This is a genomic window from Streptosporangium sp. NPDC053982 (assembly GCF_055585205.1).
Genome location: NZ_JBVJKQ010000003.1, coordinates 43,325 through 61,132, shown reverse-complemented (window position 1 = coordinate 61,132; position 17,808 = coordinate 43,325). Strand labels below are relative to the sequence as shown.

At 72.6% G+C, this 17,808-nt stretch carries 6 protein-coding genes, 1 tRNA gene and 1 pseudogene; 2 read left to right on the top strand and 6 right to left on the bottom strand.

The features are described 5' to 3' along the window. Positions 1-36: 36 nt before the first annotated feature. From ACZ6W9_RS05630 to ACZ6W9_RS05605, 6 genes and pseudogenes are all read right to left on the bottom strand, one after another. Positions 37-213 (bottom strand): annotated as a pseudogene (locus ACZ6W9_RS05630) (MbtH family protein); the annotation flags it as partial. A gap of 50 nt (positions 214-263) precedes the next feature. Further along, positions 264-5,936 carry a type I polyketide synthase gene (locus ACZ6W9_RS05625; protein WP_470116889.1) on the bottom strand — a complete coding sequence of 1,891 codons (5,673 nt, stop codon included), beginning with the start codon at positions 5,934-5,936 and terminating at the stop codon, positions 264-266. Positions 5,937-6,168: 232 nt separating this feature from the next. Further along, positions 6,169-12,144 (bottom strand): amino acid adenylation domain-containing protein, encoded by a 5,976-nt coding sequence (locus ACZ6W9_RS05620; protein WP_470116780.1) that lies wholly within the window; start codon positions 12,142-12,144, stop codon positions 6,169-6,171. A gap of 556 nt (positions 12,145-12,700) precedes the next feature. Next, complete coding sequence (locus tag ACZ6W9_RS05615) at positions 12,701-13,840, bottom strand: hypothetical protein (protein WP_389954509.1); 1,140 nt, start codon at positions 13,838-13,840, stop codon at positions 12,701-12,703. A 655-nt stretch (positions 13,841-14,495) separates the two neighbouring features. Further along, complete coding sequence (locus tag ACZ6W9_RS05610) at positions 14,496-15,266, bottom strand: helix-turn-helix domain-containing protein (RefSeq protein WP_362943451.1); 771 nt, start codon at positions 15,264-15,266, stop codon at positions 14,496-14,498. Positions 15,267-15,329: 63 nt separating this feature from the next. Beyond that, a tRNA-Leu gene (locus ACZ6W9_RS05605) sits at positions 15,330-15,402 on the bottom strand. Between the two features lie 109 nt (positions 15,403-15,511). On the opposite strand from ACZ6W9_RS05605, the gene ACZ6W9_RS05600 reads away from it, so the two are divergent. Together ACZ6W9_RS05600 and ACZ6W9_RS05595 are read left to right on the top strand one after the other, a co-directional pair. Continuing rightward, positions 15,512-16,123 (top strand): ANTAR domain-containing response regulator, encoded by a 612-nt coding sequence (locus ACZ6W9_RS05600; protein WP_389954506.1) that lies wholly within the window; start codon positions 15,512-15,514, stop codon positions 16,121-16,123. Positions 16,124-16,621: 498 nt separating this feature from the next. Continuing rightward, complete coding sequence (locus ACZ6W9_RS05595) at positions 16,622-17,791, top strand: branched-chain amino acid ABC transporter substrate-binding protein (protein WP_389954504.1); 1,170 nt, start codon at positions 16,622-16,624, stop codon at positions 17,789-17,791. Positions 17,792-17,808: the final 17 nt, after the last annotated feature.

Below are 17,808 nucleotides of genomic sequence, written 5' to 3'. Positions count from 1 at the left end.
TCCCGTGCCCGCGTCCGTTCCCGCGCGGGCGGCCATGGCCTCGCGCAGGCTCCGCGGCCGCATGTCGGTCCACACCCGCTCGATGTGGGCCAGGCACTCCTCCCTCGACCCGGTGAAACCCTCGTCGTGCCAGCCGTCGGGGTTGCCCCGGCCGGCGGGCCAGACGGAGTACTGCTCCTCGTCGTTGACGACGACCTTCGTGTCGGCGGCCATCGTGTCGGCGGTCTCGGCGCCGGCGGCGTTCGTGTCCATGACTGACTCGCTCACTGCTGCTCGCTCCTGCGGGGAAGCCGGGGGATGACGGTCTGGCCGGCGGGCGCGGACGGGGCGTCCGCCGCCGTGGCGGCGCGGGTCTGCTCGATCAGCGCGGTGACCCCCGCGACCGTGGGCTCCTCGAACAGGCTGCGCATCGGCAGCCGCACGCCGAGCTCCTTGCGGATCAACGCGATGAGCTGCACCGCGATCAGCGAGTTGCCGCCGAGTTCGAAGAAGTCGTCGTCGACGCCGATGCGTTCACCGCCGAGCACCTCGCCCCACAGCCTGGCGACGGCGGACTCGACCTCACCACGCGGTGCGACGTAGTCGTCGTCCGCCGCCCGCGCGGGCCGCTCCGCCACCGCCGCCGGGTCCAGCTCCGTCTCGACCGTCTCCTGGGTGACCGAGCCGACGTTCGCCAGATAACCGGCCAGCGGCGTCGCCGCGACCACCACCTGCGGCCCCAGCGGTACGGCCAGCAGACGGCGGAACGCCTCGGCGCCGTCCGCGGGACGGATGCCCACCTCGCCCGCCGCGTCCGTCTCGGCCGACGCGTCCTGCCCGCCCCGCCCGACCGGCGCCTCCGGCGTCGGCGGCCCGTCCGGGACGCCCTCACCGGCCGCCGCGCGCTGCGCGCCCGCGTGGGCCGTCACCCCGGCCACCACGGCGTCGGTGTCGATCCGCCGCAGCACGTAGTCGGACATCTCCGCCAGGACCGTGCCGTCCATCCCGATGAACGTCACGTCCACCGCGAGCACCTCGTCGGTGTCGCTGTCCCGGAACCGCATGTGGCTCCAGAACGACCTCGGCAGCCGGTCCCGGACGGTGATCCGCCCGTACCCGAGCGGCAGGTAGTGCCCCTGGATGTCCACCCAGGTGAAGGACGTCGCGCTGTCCATCATCGCCGGGTGCAACCCCCACCGGTCCAGGTCCAGCGCCACCAGGTCGTCGGCCTCGAACAACCCGAGCGCCTCGTTCCGCCCGACGCGGCACTCCCGCATGTTGCGTCCCCAGTGCGGGCCGAGGTCCAGCAGCCCCGACAGCGGCACCCCGCCCTGGTCCGCCCCCGCCGGAGCGCACCGCGCGGCGATCGCCGCCACGTCCACGTACGGCGCCGGCCCCGGATCGACCCGGGCCGCCGTGCCCCGCGCGTGGACCCGCTCCCGGCCGCCGATGACGCTGCGCACCTGGAACTCCGCGCCCTCCGCCTCCGGGGCGAACACCACCCGGATCTCCGCCGACGCGCCGTCGGCCACCGACAGCGGCTCGACGAACACCACGTCACGCAGCTCCACCACACCGTCGGACGGCGGCAGCACCGCGTCGCTCGCGCACCGGGCCATCTCCACGTGCCCCGTGCCCGGCAGCACCGGCACACCGGAGATGCGGTGCTCCTCCAGCACCCAGTGCGTCTCGGGGGCGAGGTGCCCGCCGACCCAGCCCAGGCCGTCACCGTCCGGCTCGTGGCGCGCCGTCAGGATCGGATGGTCGACCGCCCTGATCCGGTCGCCGCGCTGCAACGCCACGAACCCGGCCGGAGCGGCGACCTCGGCCGCCATGCCGACCTCCAGCCACCTGCCCCAGTTGACCGACACGACCGACGTCGCCCGCCAGCCGTGCTCACCCCTGGCGTGCGCGTCCAGGAAGTTGTTGGCCGCGCAGTAGTCGACCTGCCCGAACCCGCCCGCCACCGCGGTGATCGACGAGCACAGCACGACGGCCTCCAGGTCGAGGTCGCCGAACGCGTCGCGCAGCGCGAGCGTCCCCGCCACCTTGGGCGCCAGCACCTCCTCGGCCGCCGCCCGCTCCTTGACCTCGGCCATGCCGCCGCCGGGCAGTCCCGCCGCGTGCACGACCACGTCCACCCGGCCGAACCGGGCGAGCACCTCGTCCCTGACGCGCCGCATGTCGTCCGCGCGGGTCACGTCGGCCGCGAGCACCGTCACCTCCGCCCCGGCGGCCTCCATCCGGCGGATCGCCGCGATCGCCCGGCCCTCCCGGCCCGCCGGGTGCGCGTCCCACTCCGACCGGTCCGGCAGCCCGGACCGCGACAGCAGCGCCAGCCGCACCCGCGCCCGGGACGCCAGGTCGGCGGCCAGCGAGATCCCGATGCCGCCCAGACCGCCGGTGATCACGTAGACCTGCCCGTCCTGCGGCCCCGCCCCGGCGCCCGCCGCCCCGGCCACGACCTCCGCCGCACTCGAGGCGTCCGCGGCCACAGCGCCCGCCGATCCGGCTCCGGTGCCCGCGGTCCCGGACGCGTCCGGCACGGCGGGCACCTCGACCTGCTCGTAGTGCCGCAGCCAGCGCCGCCCGCCCCGCAGCGCCACCGACGGCAGCAACCCCGCCTCGTCCGGCTCCGGCCGCCTGCCCAGCTCCGCCGCGGCGTGCCGCGCCCAGTCGCCCCGCCCGCCGGCGTCCACGTCGACGTGCCGCACCCGCAGCCACGGCGTCTCCAGCGGCACCACCCGGGGGAAACCGGCCAGCGTCGCGTGCTCCGGCCGCAGCAGGTCACCGCCGACGACGTCCTCGGTCCCCGAGGTCACCAGATCCAGCTCCATCTCACCGGCGGGCTGCGCCGCCGTCAGCGCCTGCACCAGCGCCAGCACGCTGAAGAAACCCCGGTCCTGCGCCCGCCACACCTCGCCCGCGCCGTCCGCCGGGCCGCCGCCGGCCGCCCAGGCGTGCACCACCCTGCCCGGCACCGCGCCCAGCTCCGCCAGCAACGCGTCGTAGTCGGCCCGCTCCGCCGGCCGTACGGTGAAACCCGCCTCCGACGCCGAGAACGCCGCACCCGGCCGCACCTCGGTCACCTCGGCCCCCGCCGCGCGCAGCGCCTCCACCAGCGCCGCCGAACCCTCGTCGGCGAACACCAGCGCCCGGCCCACCGGCGCGGACGGCACCGGCACCGGCGCCGCCTGCCGCCACACCGGCACGCTGAACCACTCCGGCAGCGGCAGCTCCCCACCGGCCGGCGCCGCGTGGTTGGCCACCCCGCCGACGAACGCCCCCTGCGGATCCGGGTCGATCCACGCCCTGCGCCGCTCCCACGGATAACCCGGCAGCGACACCCGCCGGCCCGCATCGCCGAACTCGCCCGTGTCCACGCCGTTCACCCACAGCGCCCCGACGGCGGCCGACAGCACCCGCACGTCGTCGCCCACGTCCTTCGGACCCGGCAGCGACGCCAGCGGCGCCACCCCGCCCTCCGGGACCTGCGCCTCCGCCAGCCCGGCGAGCTGCCCGCCGGGACCGCACTCGATCATGATCCACTCGCCGTCGGCGAGCAGGTTCGCCACGCAGTCGCCGAACCGCACCGGCTCCCGCAGGTGCCGCGCCCAGTACGACGGGTCGGTCGCCTCCTCCGCCGTGATCCACGTGCCGGTCACGTTCGACAGGAACGGCAGGCCAGGCGCCGACCGCTCCACCGAGGCCACCAGCTCACGGAACTCCCCCAGAACCGGCTCCATCATCGCCGAGTGGAAGGCGTGGGAGGTGCGCAGCACCACCCCGCCCACCCCCTCTTCCTCCAGCTCGGCCGCCAGCTCCTCGATCGACGCCGACGGCCCCGCCACCACGCACGTCCCCGGCCCGTTGACCCCCGCGACCGACACGTCGTCCGGCAGCAGCGGACCGATCTCCTCCGGCATCAGCCGGACCGCCAGCATCGACCCGCCCGGCAGCCCCTGCACCAGACGCCCCCTGGCCGCCACCAGCCGCAACGCGTCCGGCAGGCTGAACACCCCCGCCAGCGTCGCCGCGACGTACTCCCCGACGCTGTGGCCGATCATCGCCGCCGGCTCCACGCCCAGCGACCGCCACAGCACCGCCAGCGCGTACTCCACCGTGAACAACGCGGGCTGGGTCAGCTCGGTCCGCCGCAGCCGCTCCCCGGCCTCCTCACTCCCGTCGAAGACCAGATCCCGCAGATCCTCGCCCAGCACCGGCAGCAGGATCTCCGCGCACTCGTCCACCGCCTCGGCGAACACCCGCTCCGTGCGGTACAGCTCCGCGCCCATCCCCGCGTACTGCGAGCCCTGCCCGGAGAACAGGAACGCGACCCCCGGGGTGCGCCGCGACGCCGTACCGGAGATCACCCGCCGCGGATCGGCCAGCGCCGCCACCGCGTCCGCCACGTCGGACGCCACCACCGCCAGCCTGCGCGGCAGCTCCCTGCGCCCCACCCGCAACGTGTGCGCCACATCGCCCATCCGCAGGTCCGGATGCTCCGCCAGATGCCCGGCCAGCCGCTCGGCCGCCGCCGCCAGCGCCGTGTCGGTCCGCGCCGACAGACGCAGCAGATGCGCCGCCCGCGCCCCCTCCGGCCCGCCGGAGTCCTCACGCCCGGCGACGACCGGGGCCTCCTCCAGCACGATGTGCGCATTCGTGCCGCCGATCCCGAACGAGCTCACCCCCGCCCGCCGCGGGAAACCGTTGCGCTCCCACTTCGTCGGCGCCGCCGCCACGTAGAACGGGCTCGCCGCGAAATCGATCTTCGGGTTCGGGCTCTCGTAGTGCAACGTCGGCGGGATCAACCCGTTCTCCAGCGCCAGCACCGCCTTGATCAGGCTCGCGATGCCCGCCGACTGCCCCAGATGCCCGATGTTGCTCTTCACCGAGCCGATGCCGCACCACTGCCGGTCGGCCGTGTCCTGCTGGAACACGCTGCTCAGCGCCGCCACCTCGATCGGGTCGCCCAGCGCCGTACCCGTGCCGTGCGCCTCCACGTACGTCACCGTGCGCGGGTCCACCCCGCCCACCCCCAGCGCCTGCGCGACCACGGCCGCCTGACCGTCCATGCTCGGCGCGGAGAACCCGACCTTGCCCGCCCCGTCGTTGTTGATCGCGTTGCCCAGCACCACGGCCCGGACGTTGTCACCGTCGGCCAGCGCCTCCGACAGCCGCTTCAGCACCACCACCCCGCCGCCGCTGCCCCAGATCGTGCCCGCCGCCTTCGCGTCGAACGCCCGGCAGTGACCGTCGGGGGAGACGATGCCGTCCTCGTCGTAGACGTACCCCTGCCCCTGCGGCAGATCCAGCATCGCGCTGCCCGCCAGCGCCATGTCGCACTCGCCGTTGCGCAGCGCCTCCGCCGCGACGTGCACCGCCACCAGCGACGTCGAACACGCCGTGTGCAACGTGTAACTCGGCCCCCGCAGGTCCAGCTTGTACGACGCCAGCGTCGCGCAGTAGTCCACGTGGTTGCCCACCATCACCGCCAGCCAGCCCGCGTTCGCGTGCGCCTGGGCGTTGCTGCGGATGTTGATCCACTGGTAGAAGTCCGAACCCGACCCCGCGTAGACACCGATCTCACCCGGATACCGGAACGGGTCGTAACCCGCGTCCTCCAGCGCCGTGTGCGCCAGCTCCAGGAACAGCCGGTGCTGCGGATCCCGGATCTCCGCCTCCCGGATCGACATGCCGAAGAACGCCGCGTCGAAATCCTGGTGGTCGTCCAGCATCATCGCGGCCGGGACGAAGTTCGGATCCTCCAGCACCCGCTCCGACACGCCCAGCGCCCGCTGCTCCTCCAGGGTGAACCGCGTCAGCGACTCCACCCCGTCCGAGAGGTTGCGCCAGAACCGCCCGGCGTCCCCTGCTCCCGGCACCCGGCACGAAAGACCGATGATCGCGATCGGCTCCACCGTGGGTTCCTCGGCCATGCGTTGGGTCCCTTCCATCTCACTCACGAGCTCTCCTGCGGCCCGGCGGGCCTCACGTTCTCCGGGGCCCGCCGGCCCGGCGGTCCTCTCGGGGGCCCCTTCGGGATCTCTTCCGGGGCCCTGTTCGGGGATGTGGTCTCTCCTCCGGCCTGCTGCTGTGCCTTTCCTCTCCCGCCCCCGCGGCCGGACACGGGGAGCCGGAGGCGGGCGGCCCCGCCGTACGGCATCGGCGTACGGCGGGCCGCCCGGCTCAGTCAGGTCTGCGGGCCCGCCCCCTCATCCGGTCCCGCCGTACGGCCAGCCGCCGCGCGGCCCGGTCCAGGCCCGGACTGTCGCCCCCGCCGTCCAGATGCGCCGCCAGCGCCCGCACGGTCGGATGACGGAACAGGTCCACCACCGGAACCTCCCGGCCGAGCACCCCCGCCAGCCGCACCTGCACCGCCGCGATCGCCAGTGAATGGCCGCCGATCTCGAAGAAGTTGTCCGTCGCCCGCACCCGGGGGACGCCGAGCACGGCCCGCCACACCTCGGCCACCGCCCGCTCCGTCGGCCCCGAAGGCTCGGCGCCCGGACCGCCACCCGCACCGCGCCCCACGACACCGGCCGGACCACCGCCGGAGCCACCGACGGGTCCCTGGGAGCCGCCGGGGCCGCCGGGACCATCGGCCGGGCCGCCACCGGGACCACCGGCAGGACCGCCGGCCGCGCCGTGACCCCGCTGGTGGCCCCGTCCCGCGGACACCGCCGCCGGACCGGGCACCCGCAACCGCAACGCGGCACGGTCCACCTTGCCGTTCGGCGTCAACGGCAACGCCGCCAGCACCTCCACCCCGACCGGCACCGCGTGCTCCGGCAGCACCCCCCGCAGATGCTCCAGCAGCCGGGCGGACGACACCCCCGGCCTGACCGGAACGGCGTAGCCGTACAGCACCGCCTCCCGCCCACCACCGGAACCGGAGCCGCCACCGCCGCCGCCCACCGCCACGACCGCCGCCGACCGCACCGCCGGATGAGCCGCCAGAGCCGCCTCCACCTCGCCCGGCTCCACCCGGAACCCACGCACCTTCACCTGGTCGTCCCGCCGCCCGGCGAGCGTCACCGTCCCGTCCGGGTTCAACCGCCCCAGGTCACCGGTCCGGAAACCCTCCGCCGTGAACCGCGCCCGGGTCAGCTCGGGATCGAGGTAACCGTCCGCGAGGTTGGCGCTGCGCACCACCACCTCGCCCAGCTCACCCACCCCCGCCCGGCCACCGTGCCCGGCCAGCACCAGCAGCTCGCTGCCCTCGACCCCCCGCCCGGCCGGAACCGGCTCCGCGCTCTCCACCGCATCGGGCGGAACCTCGTACCACGCGTGCGCCTGCGGCGTCTCCGTCGTGCCGTAGAACGCCACCACCCGCGCGGAGGGCGCCAGACGGCGCAACCGCACCGCGTCGGCGAAGGTGAGACGATCACCTCCCGTCGCGACCAGCCGCACATCCGGCAGCACCGCGCCCGTCCCGCACAGCATCCGCGCCAGCTGCGGCGTCAGATGCAGCACGGTCACCCGGCGCTCACGCAGCCACCCCGCCAGCCGCAACGGATCACGCACCGTCGCCGTCTCGGGAACGCACAACCGCGCACCCGCCACCAGCGGCACGAACAGGTCCCGCAACGCCGGATCGTGCGCGAGCCCCGACAGCAACGCGAAACGGTCGGCCGGCGACACCGCGAACGTCCCCACGTACCAGTGCGCGAAGTGCGCCAGCGGCCGCTCACCCGTCACCACCGGCTTGGGCTCACCCGTCGTGCCCGACGTCAACGACAGATACCCTCGTGCCGGACCCGGACCCGGACCCGGACCCGGACCCGGACCCGGACCCGGCACGTCCGTCTCCGGTACGTCCCCCTCAGGCGACACCGCCGCCCACCCGGCAGGCGGCACGATCTCCCGCAGACCCGCGGGCATCGGCAGATCCGCGCCGTCCGGCACCCCCGGGCAGCGCAGCACCGCCACCGCACCCGCGGCCTCCGCCTGACGCGCCAGCACCGCCACCGGATACGCCGGATCGAGGACGACCCACCTCGCCCCGCTCACCAGCACGCCCAGCAACACACCCGGCAACTCCGGAACCCGCGACGCCAGCACCGCCACCGCCCGCCCCGGCTCCACACCCGCCTCGCGCACCGCCCCGGCCACCCGGTCCCGCAACGACGCCAGCGCCGCGCCGTCCAGCACCCGCCCCGAACCCTCCACGACCGCGTCCGCGCGCAACGACTCCGGCAGACCGGGCCCGTCCCACACCGGCGGCGATCCCGGCTCTCCAGGCTCCCCGCCCGCCGGATCCTCCGCGCTCTCCAGGCTCTCCGGGGGCTTCAGGGGCCCCCCGCCCTCCTCGTGCTTCCCGTCCTCCGCGTGCGCGGACTCCGTCCGCCCCGTCCGCTTCGAACGCGCCGCGCGCCCCGGGCCCTCCGTCATCCGCGCCAGCCGCACCGGCTCGTCCGGACGCACCAGCAGATCCGCGAGCAGCGACGCGTAGCCCTCCAGCAGGGCCTCCATCCGCGCCGCCGAGAACAGATCCGGGTTGTAGACCAGCTGCAGGGCGTAACCCCCGGCACACCCCGGCCCCGGCCCTGACTCCGGCTCCGGCCCCGGTTCGGGCCTCGACCCCGGCCCCGGCCCCGGCTCCTCCGCGACGTACAGCGTCAGGTCGAACAGCGAACCCGGCAGGCCCGCCGCCAGCGGCTCCGCCGTACATCCCGGCAGGTCCAGCTTCGCCTCCGCGAAGTCGTACATGTTGAACAACACCTGCGTCACCGGGTTCCGCCCCAGATCCCGGGGCACCCGCAACGCCTCCACCACGCGCTCCAGCGGCACGTCCCCCCGCGCCACCACCTCCGCCAGCTCGTCCCGGCACCGCAGCACGGACTCGGCGAAGGAGGCGTCGCCGTCCTGACGCAGCCGCAGCGGCAGCATCCGCACGCACATCCCCACCAGCTCCGCGAACGCCGCGTGCCCCCGATCGGCGTACGGCGTGCCGACCAGCAGATCCCGCTCACCGGTCAACCGGGCCACCAGCTCACCGAACGCCGCCAGCAGCACCGGGTACGGCGTCACCCCCAGCTCCGCCGCCAGCCGCCTGACCCGCCCGCCCAGCCCGCCGTCCAGCCCCGCCCGCCGTACGGCGCCGCGGAACGTCTGCACCGGCGGACGCGGCGCGTCCCTCGGCAGATCCAGCACCGTCGGCGCGCCCTCCAGGTGGGCACGCCACCACTCCAGCCCGCCCCCGGCTGCTCCACCCGCGGAAGCCCCGCTCCCGGCGGCGTCGCTCCCCGAAGCCCCGCTCCCGGCGGCATCGCTCCCGGAAGCCCCACTCCCGGAGGCGTCGCGCTCGGAGTCGCCGCTCCCGGAAGCGCCACCCGCGAGGAGCCCGGCGCCGGAGGCTCCGCCGTCCCGCGCCCGCGCCCACCGCACGTAGTCGCCGAACGAGACCCCCACCGGCTCCAGCGCCCCGCCCCGGTAGGCCACACCCAGATCCCGGAAGAACACATCCTGCGACCAGCCGTCGAACACGATGTGATGCACCGTCACCGCCACCACGTGCTCGTCCGCCGCCAGTCGCACCAGCCTGGCCCGCAACAGCGGCCCCGCCGCCAGGTCGAACCGCTCCCGCGCCTCACGGTCCAGCACCCGCGCCAGCGCCGCCTCCCGCGCGTCCGCCGCGAGACCGGACAGATCCTCCACGGGCAGCGGCACCGGCCCCGCCGGAGCCACCGACACCCGCGGCACACCGTCCTCCGCCGGGACCCGCCACCGCAACGCCTCGTGCCGGGCCGTCACCGCGCCCAGCGCCCGCTCCAGGGCACCCGCGTCCAGCGGCCCCCGCACCCGCTCCGCCATCGCGATGTTGTGCGCGGGAGTGTCCGGCGCCAGCCGCTCCACGAACCACATGCGCCGCTGCGCCGCCGACAGCATCGGCCCCACGGCCGCACCGGCGGCCGGCACGCGCGGCGCATCCGCCACCCTCGCCGCCAGCGCGCCGTACACCCGGGCCGAATGGACGTCCTCGACCGAGATCTCCCGTCCCAGCTCCGCCCTGACCGCCGCCACCAGCCGCATCGCACGCAGCGAATGCCCGCCGGCGGCGAGGAAGTCGTCGTCGGCCTCCGGCGGCGGAGCCTGCAGCACCCGCGACCAGATCGCCGCCAGCCCGTCGTCCCCCGCCGCCCCCGCGCGCTCGTCGGCATCCGCGCGCTCGTCAGAACCCGCGTGTCCGTCGGCATCCGCATACCCGTCGGAACCCGTGCGCCCGTCGGAACCCGTGCGCCCGTCGGAACCCGTGCGTCCGCCGGAGTCCGCGTGTCCGGCGGGTCCCGGAGCGCCGGGGGAGCCGGCCGTACCGTCCGGAAGCCCCGCCGCCGCACCGGCCCCGGCGGACACCGGGCCGTGCGCGGCCCGCAGCGCGCCCAGATCCACCTTCCCCGACGCGTTCAGCGGCAACGCCGCCACCCGCACCACCCTCGTCGGCACCATGTACAGCGGCAGCCTCGACGCGCAGTGCTCCCGCAACGCCACCAGATCCGGCCCGTCCAGCGGCGCCACGTACGCCACCAGCTCCCCGGGCGCGTCCACCACCGCCTGAAGCACCCCCGGGTGAGCCCGCACCACCGACTCGACCTCGCCGATCTCCACCCGCTGCCCCTGGACCTTCACCTGCCGGTCCAGCCGCCCCATGAACGCGATCCGGCCGTCCTCCTGCCAGGCCACCCGGTCACCCGTCCGGTACAGCCGCGCCCCCGGCTCCGCCGAGAACGGATCCGGCACGAACCGCTCGGCCGTCAGCCCCGGCCGGCCGAGGTACCCCCGGCTCACCTGCGGGCCGCCGATGTGCAGCTCACCCGGCACCCCCACCGGGCACTCCCGCATCTCCTCGTCCAGCACGTGCGCCCGGCAACCGGCCAGCGGACGGCCGATCGGCAGCGGCCTGTCCCACACCCCCGACAGTTCCGCCCCCACCACGCACACCGTCGTCTCCGTCGGCCCGTACCAGTTGTGGAACCGCGCGTACGCCGACCACCGCGCCACCTGCTCCGGCCCCGGAGGCTCCCCGGCCGTCACCAGATCCCGGAGACACGGCAGCCGCGCCGGATCCACCAGCGGAAGCAGGGCGGGCGGCACGAACCCCCACGTGACCTCGTGCTCCTCCAGGAACCGCTGCAACCGGCCCGGATCCACCCTGTCCTCGTCCGGCACGAGCTGCACACACCCGCCCGCCGTCAGTGGCGCGAACATGTCGAGCACCGACACGTCGAACCCCAGCGCCGAGAACGCGATCGACCGGCACGAGGCGTCCAGCCCGAAACGCGCCACCGCCGCCGTCACGAACGCCACCGCCGAGGCATGGTCCACTACCACGCCCTTGGGACGGCCCGTCGAACCCGAGGTGTACAGCACGTACGCGGCGTCGCCGGGCCGGGCGTCCCCGGAGACCGGAACCCGATCGAAGACCGGAACCCGATCGAAGACCGGAACCCCGTCGGAGACCGAAACCCCGGAATCGGGAACCCCGGAGGACGCTCCGGCGGGAGGCCGGCCGGCGAGGCTCGATCCGGAGGGAAGCGGACCGGAGGGAAGCGGTTCGGCGGGGAGCGACCCGGCGGGGAACGGTTCGGCGGGAGGAAAGCCGGCGGGGGACGGCTCGATGGGGGAGGACACGATCTCCGGAACGACCAGCGTTCGCCCGCACTCCCGCAACAGGGCACGGCCGTCGTCGTCGGCCACGACCACGCCGATCGCCGCGTCCTCGATCACCTCCTGGAGCCTGCGACGCGGATGCCCCGGATCCAGCGGGACGTAGGCGCCGCCCGCCAGCATCACGCCGAGCGCCGCCACCGGCATGAGCGGGGTGCGCCGCAGGCACAACCCCACCCGGACCTCGGGACCGACCCCGAGGGCCCGCAACCGGGCCGCCAGCGCGGCGGCCGAGGAAAGCAGGTCACGGTAGGGGAGAAGGGCGTCCCACTGGCGGACGGCCGTGGCGCCGGGGGAGCGGGCGGCCTGCGCGGCGACGAGATCGCACAGGGTGGTCCGAGGGGGGACATGGGGTGGTCCCGACGTCCACTCGACGGGAACCGGGGTCGCCGACGGTGCCCCCGCGGGCGTTCCCGCGGGCGTCTCCGCCGGAGACGAGACGTGCCGCGTACCTGGCAACGAGGCGGACGAGGGGTCCTCCCGCATCGCTTCGAGCATCCACCCCCCATAGTCCTAAACAGGGGTTTTGCCCCGTAAAGTATTAATAGCGGTAAGGCACGTTATTCCTACGTTTCCGGGGTAATCCGCGTCAAGAGATGAATCTTCAAGCGTGCTCGAATGCCGGTTTCGGCCCCGCGCGAAGACCCCGGCGCTCGCGAACGGCTTGACATAAGCGCAGGTCACAGCGGAGTAACGTGGAGAGCCGGGCCGGTCGGCCCCGTGGCATCACTCCACGTCTCACCTGTCGGACACCGAGCGCAGTAGTGGGCTACGAAGAGCAAGTGACCGAAACCCATATTTCGGACATAGCCATATTTCGCCATATTTCGGTCTTATGCCCCTGAGGTCCCTCCCGGCCCGCCGACCCCGCCGAACCCCGGATCGCCGGCCGACGGGCAGCCGGGAGCCGGGCAGGCGTAGAGCAGCGGCGAGCGAAGGCGAGGAAGACCCGTCCCGTGCTCGCCGCATACGACACACCGTCCGCCGGGGCGAGTCCCCGCCCCCTTGACGGGACTCGCCCCGGCGGACGCCTGGACCGGCGGCCGGCGGACGCCTAGACCGGCGGACAGCTCTGCGGGCCACCCGAGGCCAGGTCGGCGAGCGAGCAGACCGAGACCTTCGGGTGGTACGGGCCCATCACGGCGGCGGCGGAGGCCGGGTCACCGTCCTCGGGAACGTTCTGGACGGCCTCGGCGAAGTCCTCGTCCACCACCATGTTGCGGAGCAGGACGGTGTGCGCGGCCCTCGGCTGCGTCGTGGAGAACGGCAGGAAGGTCACCCCCGGAATCCTCTCGATCACCGCGCGCTGCGACTCCCTGCCGATCACGTACGTGTAGTGGCCGCTGGAGTCCAGCGCGGTCTCGTCATCGCTGCGGCACCCGTAACTGACCGTCCCGTTCGGCAGCTTGTTCACCACCACCGGGAGCAGCGGGAAGGTCAGGTTCGTGCACATGGACCAGTAGCGCACGTCCTTGTCCGTTCCCGGCCACGGCGAGGGATGGGAACCGGCGGAGGCGCGCGGCGCCCTGCCCCGGACGACGACGACCTCGCGGTCGGCCGGCGGGGGGACGGTTGCGCTGAGGTAGGCGGAGTCCGCGTTCGGGAAGCCGCCGACGCGCCGCGTGTCGAGCTTCACGCGGGCGAACCTCATCGGCTCCGGCTCGGTGAGCGGCGGATCCATACGGAGCCCTTCGAGCAACGCCATCTGCTCGTCCGTGGCGGTGTCGGTGCTCTCACACCGGGGCACCGGCTTGGAGACACCATCGCGCTCGAAGGTGACCGAAGGCAACGGCACCCGCGAGAAGTCACCGCCGGCCGGCAGGTAGGCCCTCAGGAGAACGTAGCCGTCCGCGCCCTCCGCGGTGCCCTCGGGAGCGAGGGGAAGCGTGTTGACCTGGCCAGGAGCCGCGTCGGAGCTCACGGTCACCGTGTAACGCCCGCCGGGCTCCGCCTGCTGCCGCCACGGATTGATACCGCCGGGGTCCGGATCGATGAGATGGTCGGGCAGCGACGAGCCGACACCGTTGAACGTGAACGACCCTCCGCCGTCCTTGTAGACGTTGAACGAGGTGTACCGGCTGTCCGCGTACTCACCCGAGAGCCTGATCCGCAGGCGGTCCTGAACCGTGAACGGCAGGACCCAGTACGACGCCGCGGTGTCGGGAAAGAAGACGTTGACGGTGTCCGCGCTCACCCGGAGCTTCCAGGAACAGTCCGGTGTCACCGGCGGTGCGGCGGTCGCGGCGGCGGCCTGCGGGAGCGGAGAGGCGACGAGTGCGCCGACCCCCAGTGCTGCGAACAGCCCTCGAAAACGAAGAGAGCCCCGAGGGCCGGATTTCGTGCTGGTCATGTGAGATGTCCCCCTGTTTGGCGATAGGTGTGTTCGACGGCACGGGAAAGCCGGAGGCCTGATGCCGGAACCCGGTGCCGGATCTTCGGTCCGGAGCGGGATGAACCGCTCGCGTACGGCGGGGAGCATGACGCACTTTCTTGGCAGATCTCTGGCACGCCCCACGGCGATCTCCGGCACGGTCTACGGCAGGGACCGGCAGGGACCGGCAGGGACCGCCGTGGGGCTCGGCGAGCCCGGAGCCGACATCGGAAGGACGCCCGCCGGGTCGCGTCGGTAAGCGGGCGGAGAGGGGAGCAGAGGCGGGCGGTCGCACCTCGACGCGCGTTTCGTGGCCCATCGACCACGAAGGGTGGGCCGCCCGCTCCCGGGGCGGAGGGCCGGCCGCGCGGCACCGGCCACGTGCGCTCCGGAGCTTCGGTCTTCCAGAGTTCTGGGGCTCCGGCATCTCGAACCACCGGAACCCCGGCCGCCCGGACACCGCCTCAGTGCTTCAGCCTCAGTACTTCGGCCCCACGAACTCGTCCAGTCGCGCGACGGCCTCCCGCCTGGCGACGGAGATGGTGTTTGGCTTCGAATAGCGCCACTTCACATCGAGGAGATCGAGCGCCTCCTCGCACAGCCGGAGGATGTCCCGCGACTCGTTGACGAAGAGGTAGCGGGGGTATTCGTAGTAACGCGTCTCGTTGCCAGACTTCCCCTTCACCCTGTTGACCAGACGGCAGCCATCGGAATGCATGAGGCCCCGGACGAGGCTGCCGGGATTCGCGTCGACGATCTGCTGCTGCCACTCTTCCAGCTTGATCAGCCGATCCTGCTTCTTCCCCGGGCCATGCTGCGGGAAGAGGTGAGGCCAGTGCTTGGAGAAAGAGTTGATCTCCGTGCAGCCCTGACGGGAGAGCCTGCGTACCTTGTTGTCGGGCCTGACGGCGAGAAGCGCCTCGGCGCATTCCTCTTGGAGCCCGGGCCAGGAATCTGCGCATATGATGCGTAACGACCAGACGCCTTTAGTCTTATCGCCGATTGGGCTGATATAGCCGTCCCCAAGGTAAAGGCCCAGAAGATAGGCGTACGCTTCGCGTGGTTCAGGAAGCGTAGGGACCGCCTCGCATCGGGGGCAGGAGGCCACTTTCATAGTGGGGCGGTCTGGATCGTCTCGCCAGCCTTTGACGGTGGAACGTGAGATGCCGGTCTGGCGACTGATCGCGCTGATCGTCTCTCCTGTCTCCAGGAGTTGGCGCACTCTTTCACGTACCGTGATGCTGTACATACCCACAGTGTTCCATCTGGGTACGACAAAACCCTCCGACTGCCTGAGTCGGAGGGTTTTCTGTGCCCCGAGTGGGATTCGAACCCACACTACACGCTGTTTGAGAGCGCTCTCTCTGCCGTTGGAGTACCGGGGCGTCCCGCTATGTCCGGATTGTTTGTGCGGCTCGTCAGCTTACTCGGAAACGAACAAACCGTGAGTACCGGCGTGGTCCCAATCTAGCGGACGTCGGTACCCTCTTGCTCGTGAGTACGCAGCGGCGAGTGGTGATCGCGGAAGACGAGGCCCTGATCCGCCTCGATCTCAAGGAGATGCTGGAAGAGGACGGTTACGCCGTGGTCGCCGAGGCGGCGGACGGTGAGGCCGCGGTGCAGCTGGCGGCTGAGCATCGGCCGGATCTGGTGATCTTGGATGTGAAGATGCCGGTGCTGGACGGTATCTCGGCGGCGGAGCAGATCGTGGCGCGGCGGATCGCGCCGTGTTTGATTCTGACGGCGTTCTCGCAGCGGGATCTGGTGGAGCGTGCGCGGGACGCGGGGGCGATGGCGTATCTGGTGAAGCCGTTCACGAAGTCGGATCTGGTGCCGGCGATCGAGATGGCGGTCAGCCGGCATGAGGAGATCGCGGCGCTGGAGCGTGAGGTCGGGACGCTGTCGGATCGGCTGGAGACGCGGAAGTTGGTGGAGCGGGCGAAGGGGTTGCTGATGGCGCAGCATGGCTGGTCCGAGCCGCAGGCGTTCCGGTGGATTCAGAAGGCGTCGATGGATCGGCGGTTGAGCATGCGTCAGGTGGCGCAGGTCGTGGTCGATGGTGTGTCTCAGGGGGCGGGGGAGGAGTCGGGGGCGTCGGAGGGTTGATCCGCCTGTGGTGGGTTCGCGGGTGGGGTGGTCGTCGTCGCGGGTGCCGGGTGCCGGGTGCGGGTCTGAGCTCGGGTCCGGGTCCGGGTCCGGCTCCAGGCCCGAATCCAGGCCCGAGTCCGGGTGCCGGGTCCGTGTCCTGGTGTGGGTGCCGGGTGCCGGGTGTCGGTTTCGGGGTGTGTTCGTGGGGTGTGGGGTCCGTGTGTCTTCCGGTTTCGGGGGGTGGGCGGGCCTTTCGCGTGCTCGGGGTGATCTTCTGGTGGGGTGGCGAGCCGGGGTGACCTCTGCTTTTGCCTGGTAGCCGTAAAGGATCGGTGTAATAACGAAACGGTTACGGGGGCGCTTCCTGTATCGACCCGTGACATGGGCTGGCTGTACTAACCGTCAACAACCCCCTGGCCACTCCGTCAGGGAGGGCATCTGTGAACCCGGTCCCGACACGGGGGTCCGGGCGAAAGGAAGGCAACTTTGCGGCCTAGGACTGCTCGCCTCGGTGGAGTGCTCGCTGCCGGTCTGGCGCTCTCTCTCGGTCTCGCTGCCTGTGGTGACGGTGGCTCGACCGCGGAGCCTTCGGAGGGCGGCTCCGGCGCGGCCTCCGGCTCGGTCAAGATCGGTTTCATGGGCGACCTGACCGGACCGAACTCCGGCATCGTCATTCCGCCGAAGAACGGCGCGAAGCTCGTGTTCGATGAGTACAACAAGACGAACCCGGCGACGAAGATCGAGCTGGTGGAGTACGACAGCCAGGGTGACGGCTCCAAGGCCGTCGGTCTGGCCCAGCAGGCGATCAAGAACGACAAGGTCGTGGGCATGATCGGCCCGGCCTTCTCGGGTGAGTCGGCGCAGGTGGGCCCGGTGCTGGAGGAGGCTCAGCTGCCCAGCGTCACGGCGTCGGCGACGAACACGAAGCTGGCGGCGAACGGCTGGAAGTACTGGCACCGCATCCTTCCGAACGACAGCGTTCAGGGTCCGGGCATCGCGGACTTCATGGCTGGTGCGGCGGCGTCGAAGAACGCGTTCGTGATCGACGACAAGTCGGACTACGGCAAGCCGCTGGCCGACGCGGTGAAGGCGCAGCTGGAGACCAAGGGTGTGAAGGTCACCACCGACTCGCTGGACCCGCAGGAGAGTGACTTCTCCTCGGTGGTGAACAAGGTCGCGGCGACCAAGCCGGATGCGATCTTCTTCGGTGGTTACTACGCGGCGGGCGGCAACCTGCTGAAGCAGCTGCGTGACAAGGGTGTGAAGGACGCGAAGTTCTTCTCCGGCGACGGTTCGCTGGACAAGGGCCTGATCGACGGCGCCGGTGCGCCGAACGCCGAGGGCGCGCTGGTGGGCTGCCCGTGCTACATCGCCACGGCGGATGTGACGGACGAGAAGGTGAAGAAGTTCGCGGACGCCTACAAGGCGGCTTACAGCGCGGACCCGGCGATCTACGCGGCGGAGGGTTACGACGCGGCGTCGGTCTTCGTGGAGGCGGTGAAGGCGGGCAACACCACCCCGGACAAGATCAACGAGTTCCTCAAGACCGTTGATCTGGCGGGTGTCTCCAAGCAGGTGAAGTTCGGGGACAACGGTGAGGTCGTGGCCAAGGACATCTACATGTACCAGGTGAAGGACGGCGCGATCACGCTGCTGGGCAAGGCGACCGAGGCGAAGCTGGGCTAGCGCCGGCGGACGAGAAG

Excerpts from the sequence above, each read along its gene's own strand:
- ACZ6W9_RS05625 (WP_470116889.1), bottom strand. The coding sequence starts at position 5,936 with ATGGAAGGGACCCAACGCATGGCCGAGGAACCCACGGTGGAGCCGATC.
- ACZ6W9_RS05620 (WP_470116780.1), bottom strand. The coding sequence starts at position 12,144 with ATGCTCGAAGCGATGCGGGAGGACCCCTCGTCCGCCTCGTTGCCAGGT.
- ACZ6W9_RS05610 (WP_362943451.1), bottom strand. The coding sequence starts at position 15,266 with ATGTACAGCATCACGGTACGTGAAAGAGTGCGCCAACTCCTGGAGACA.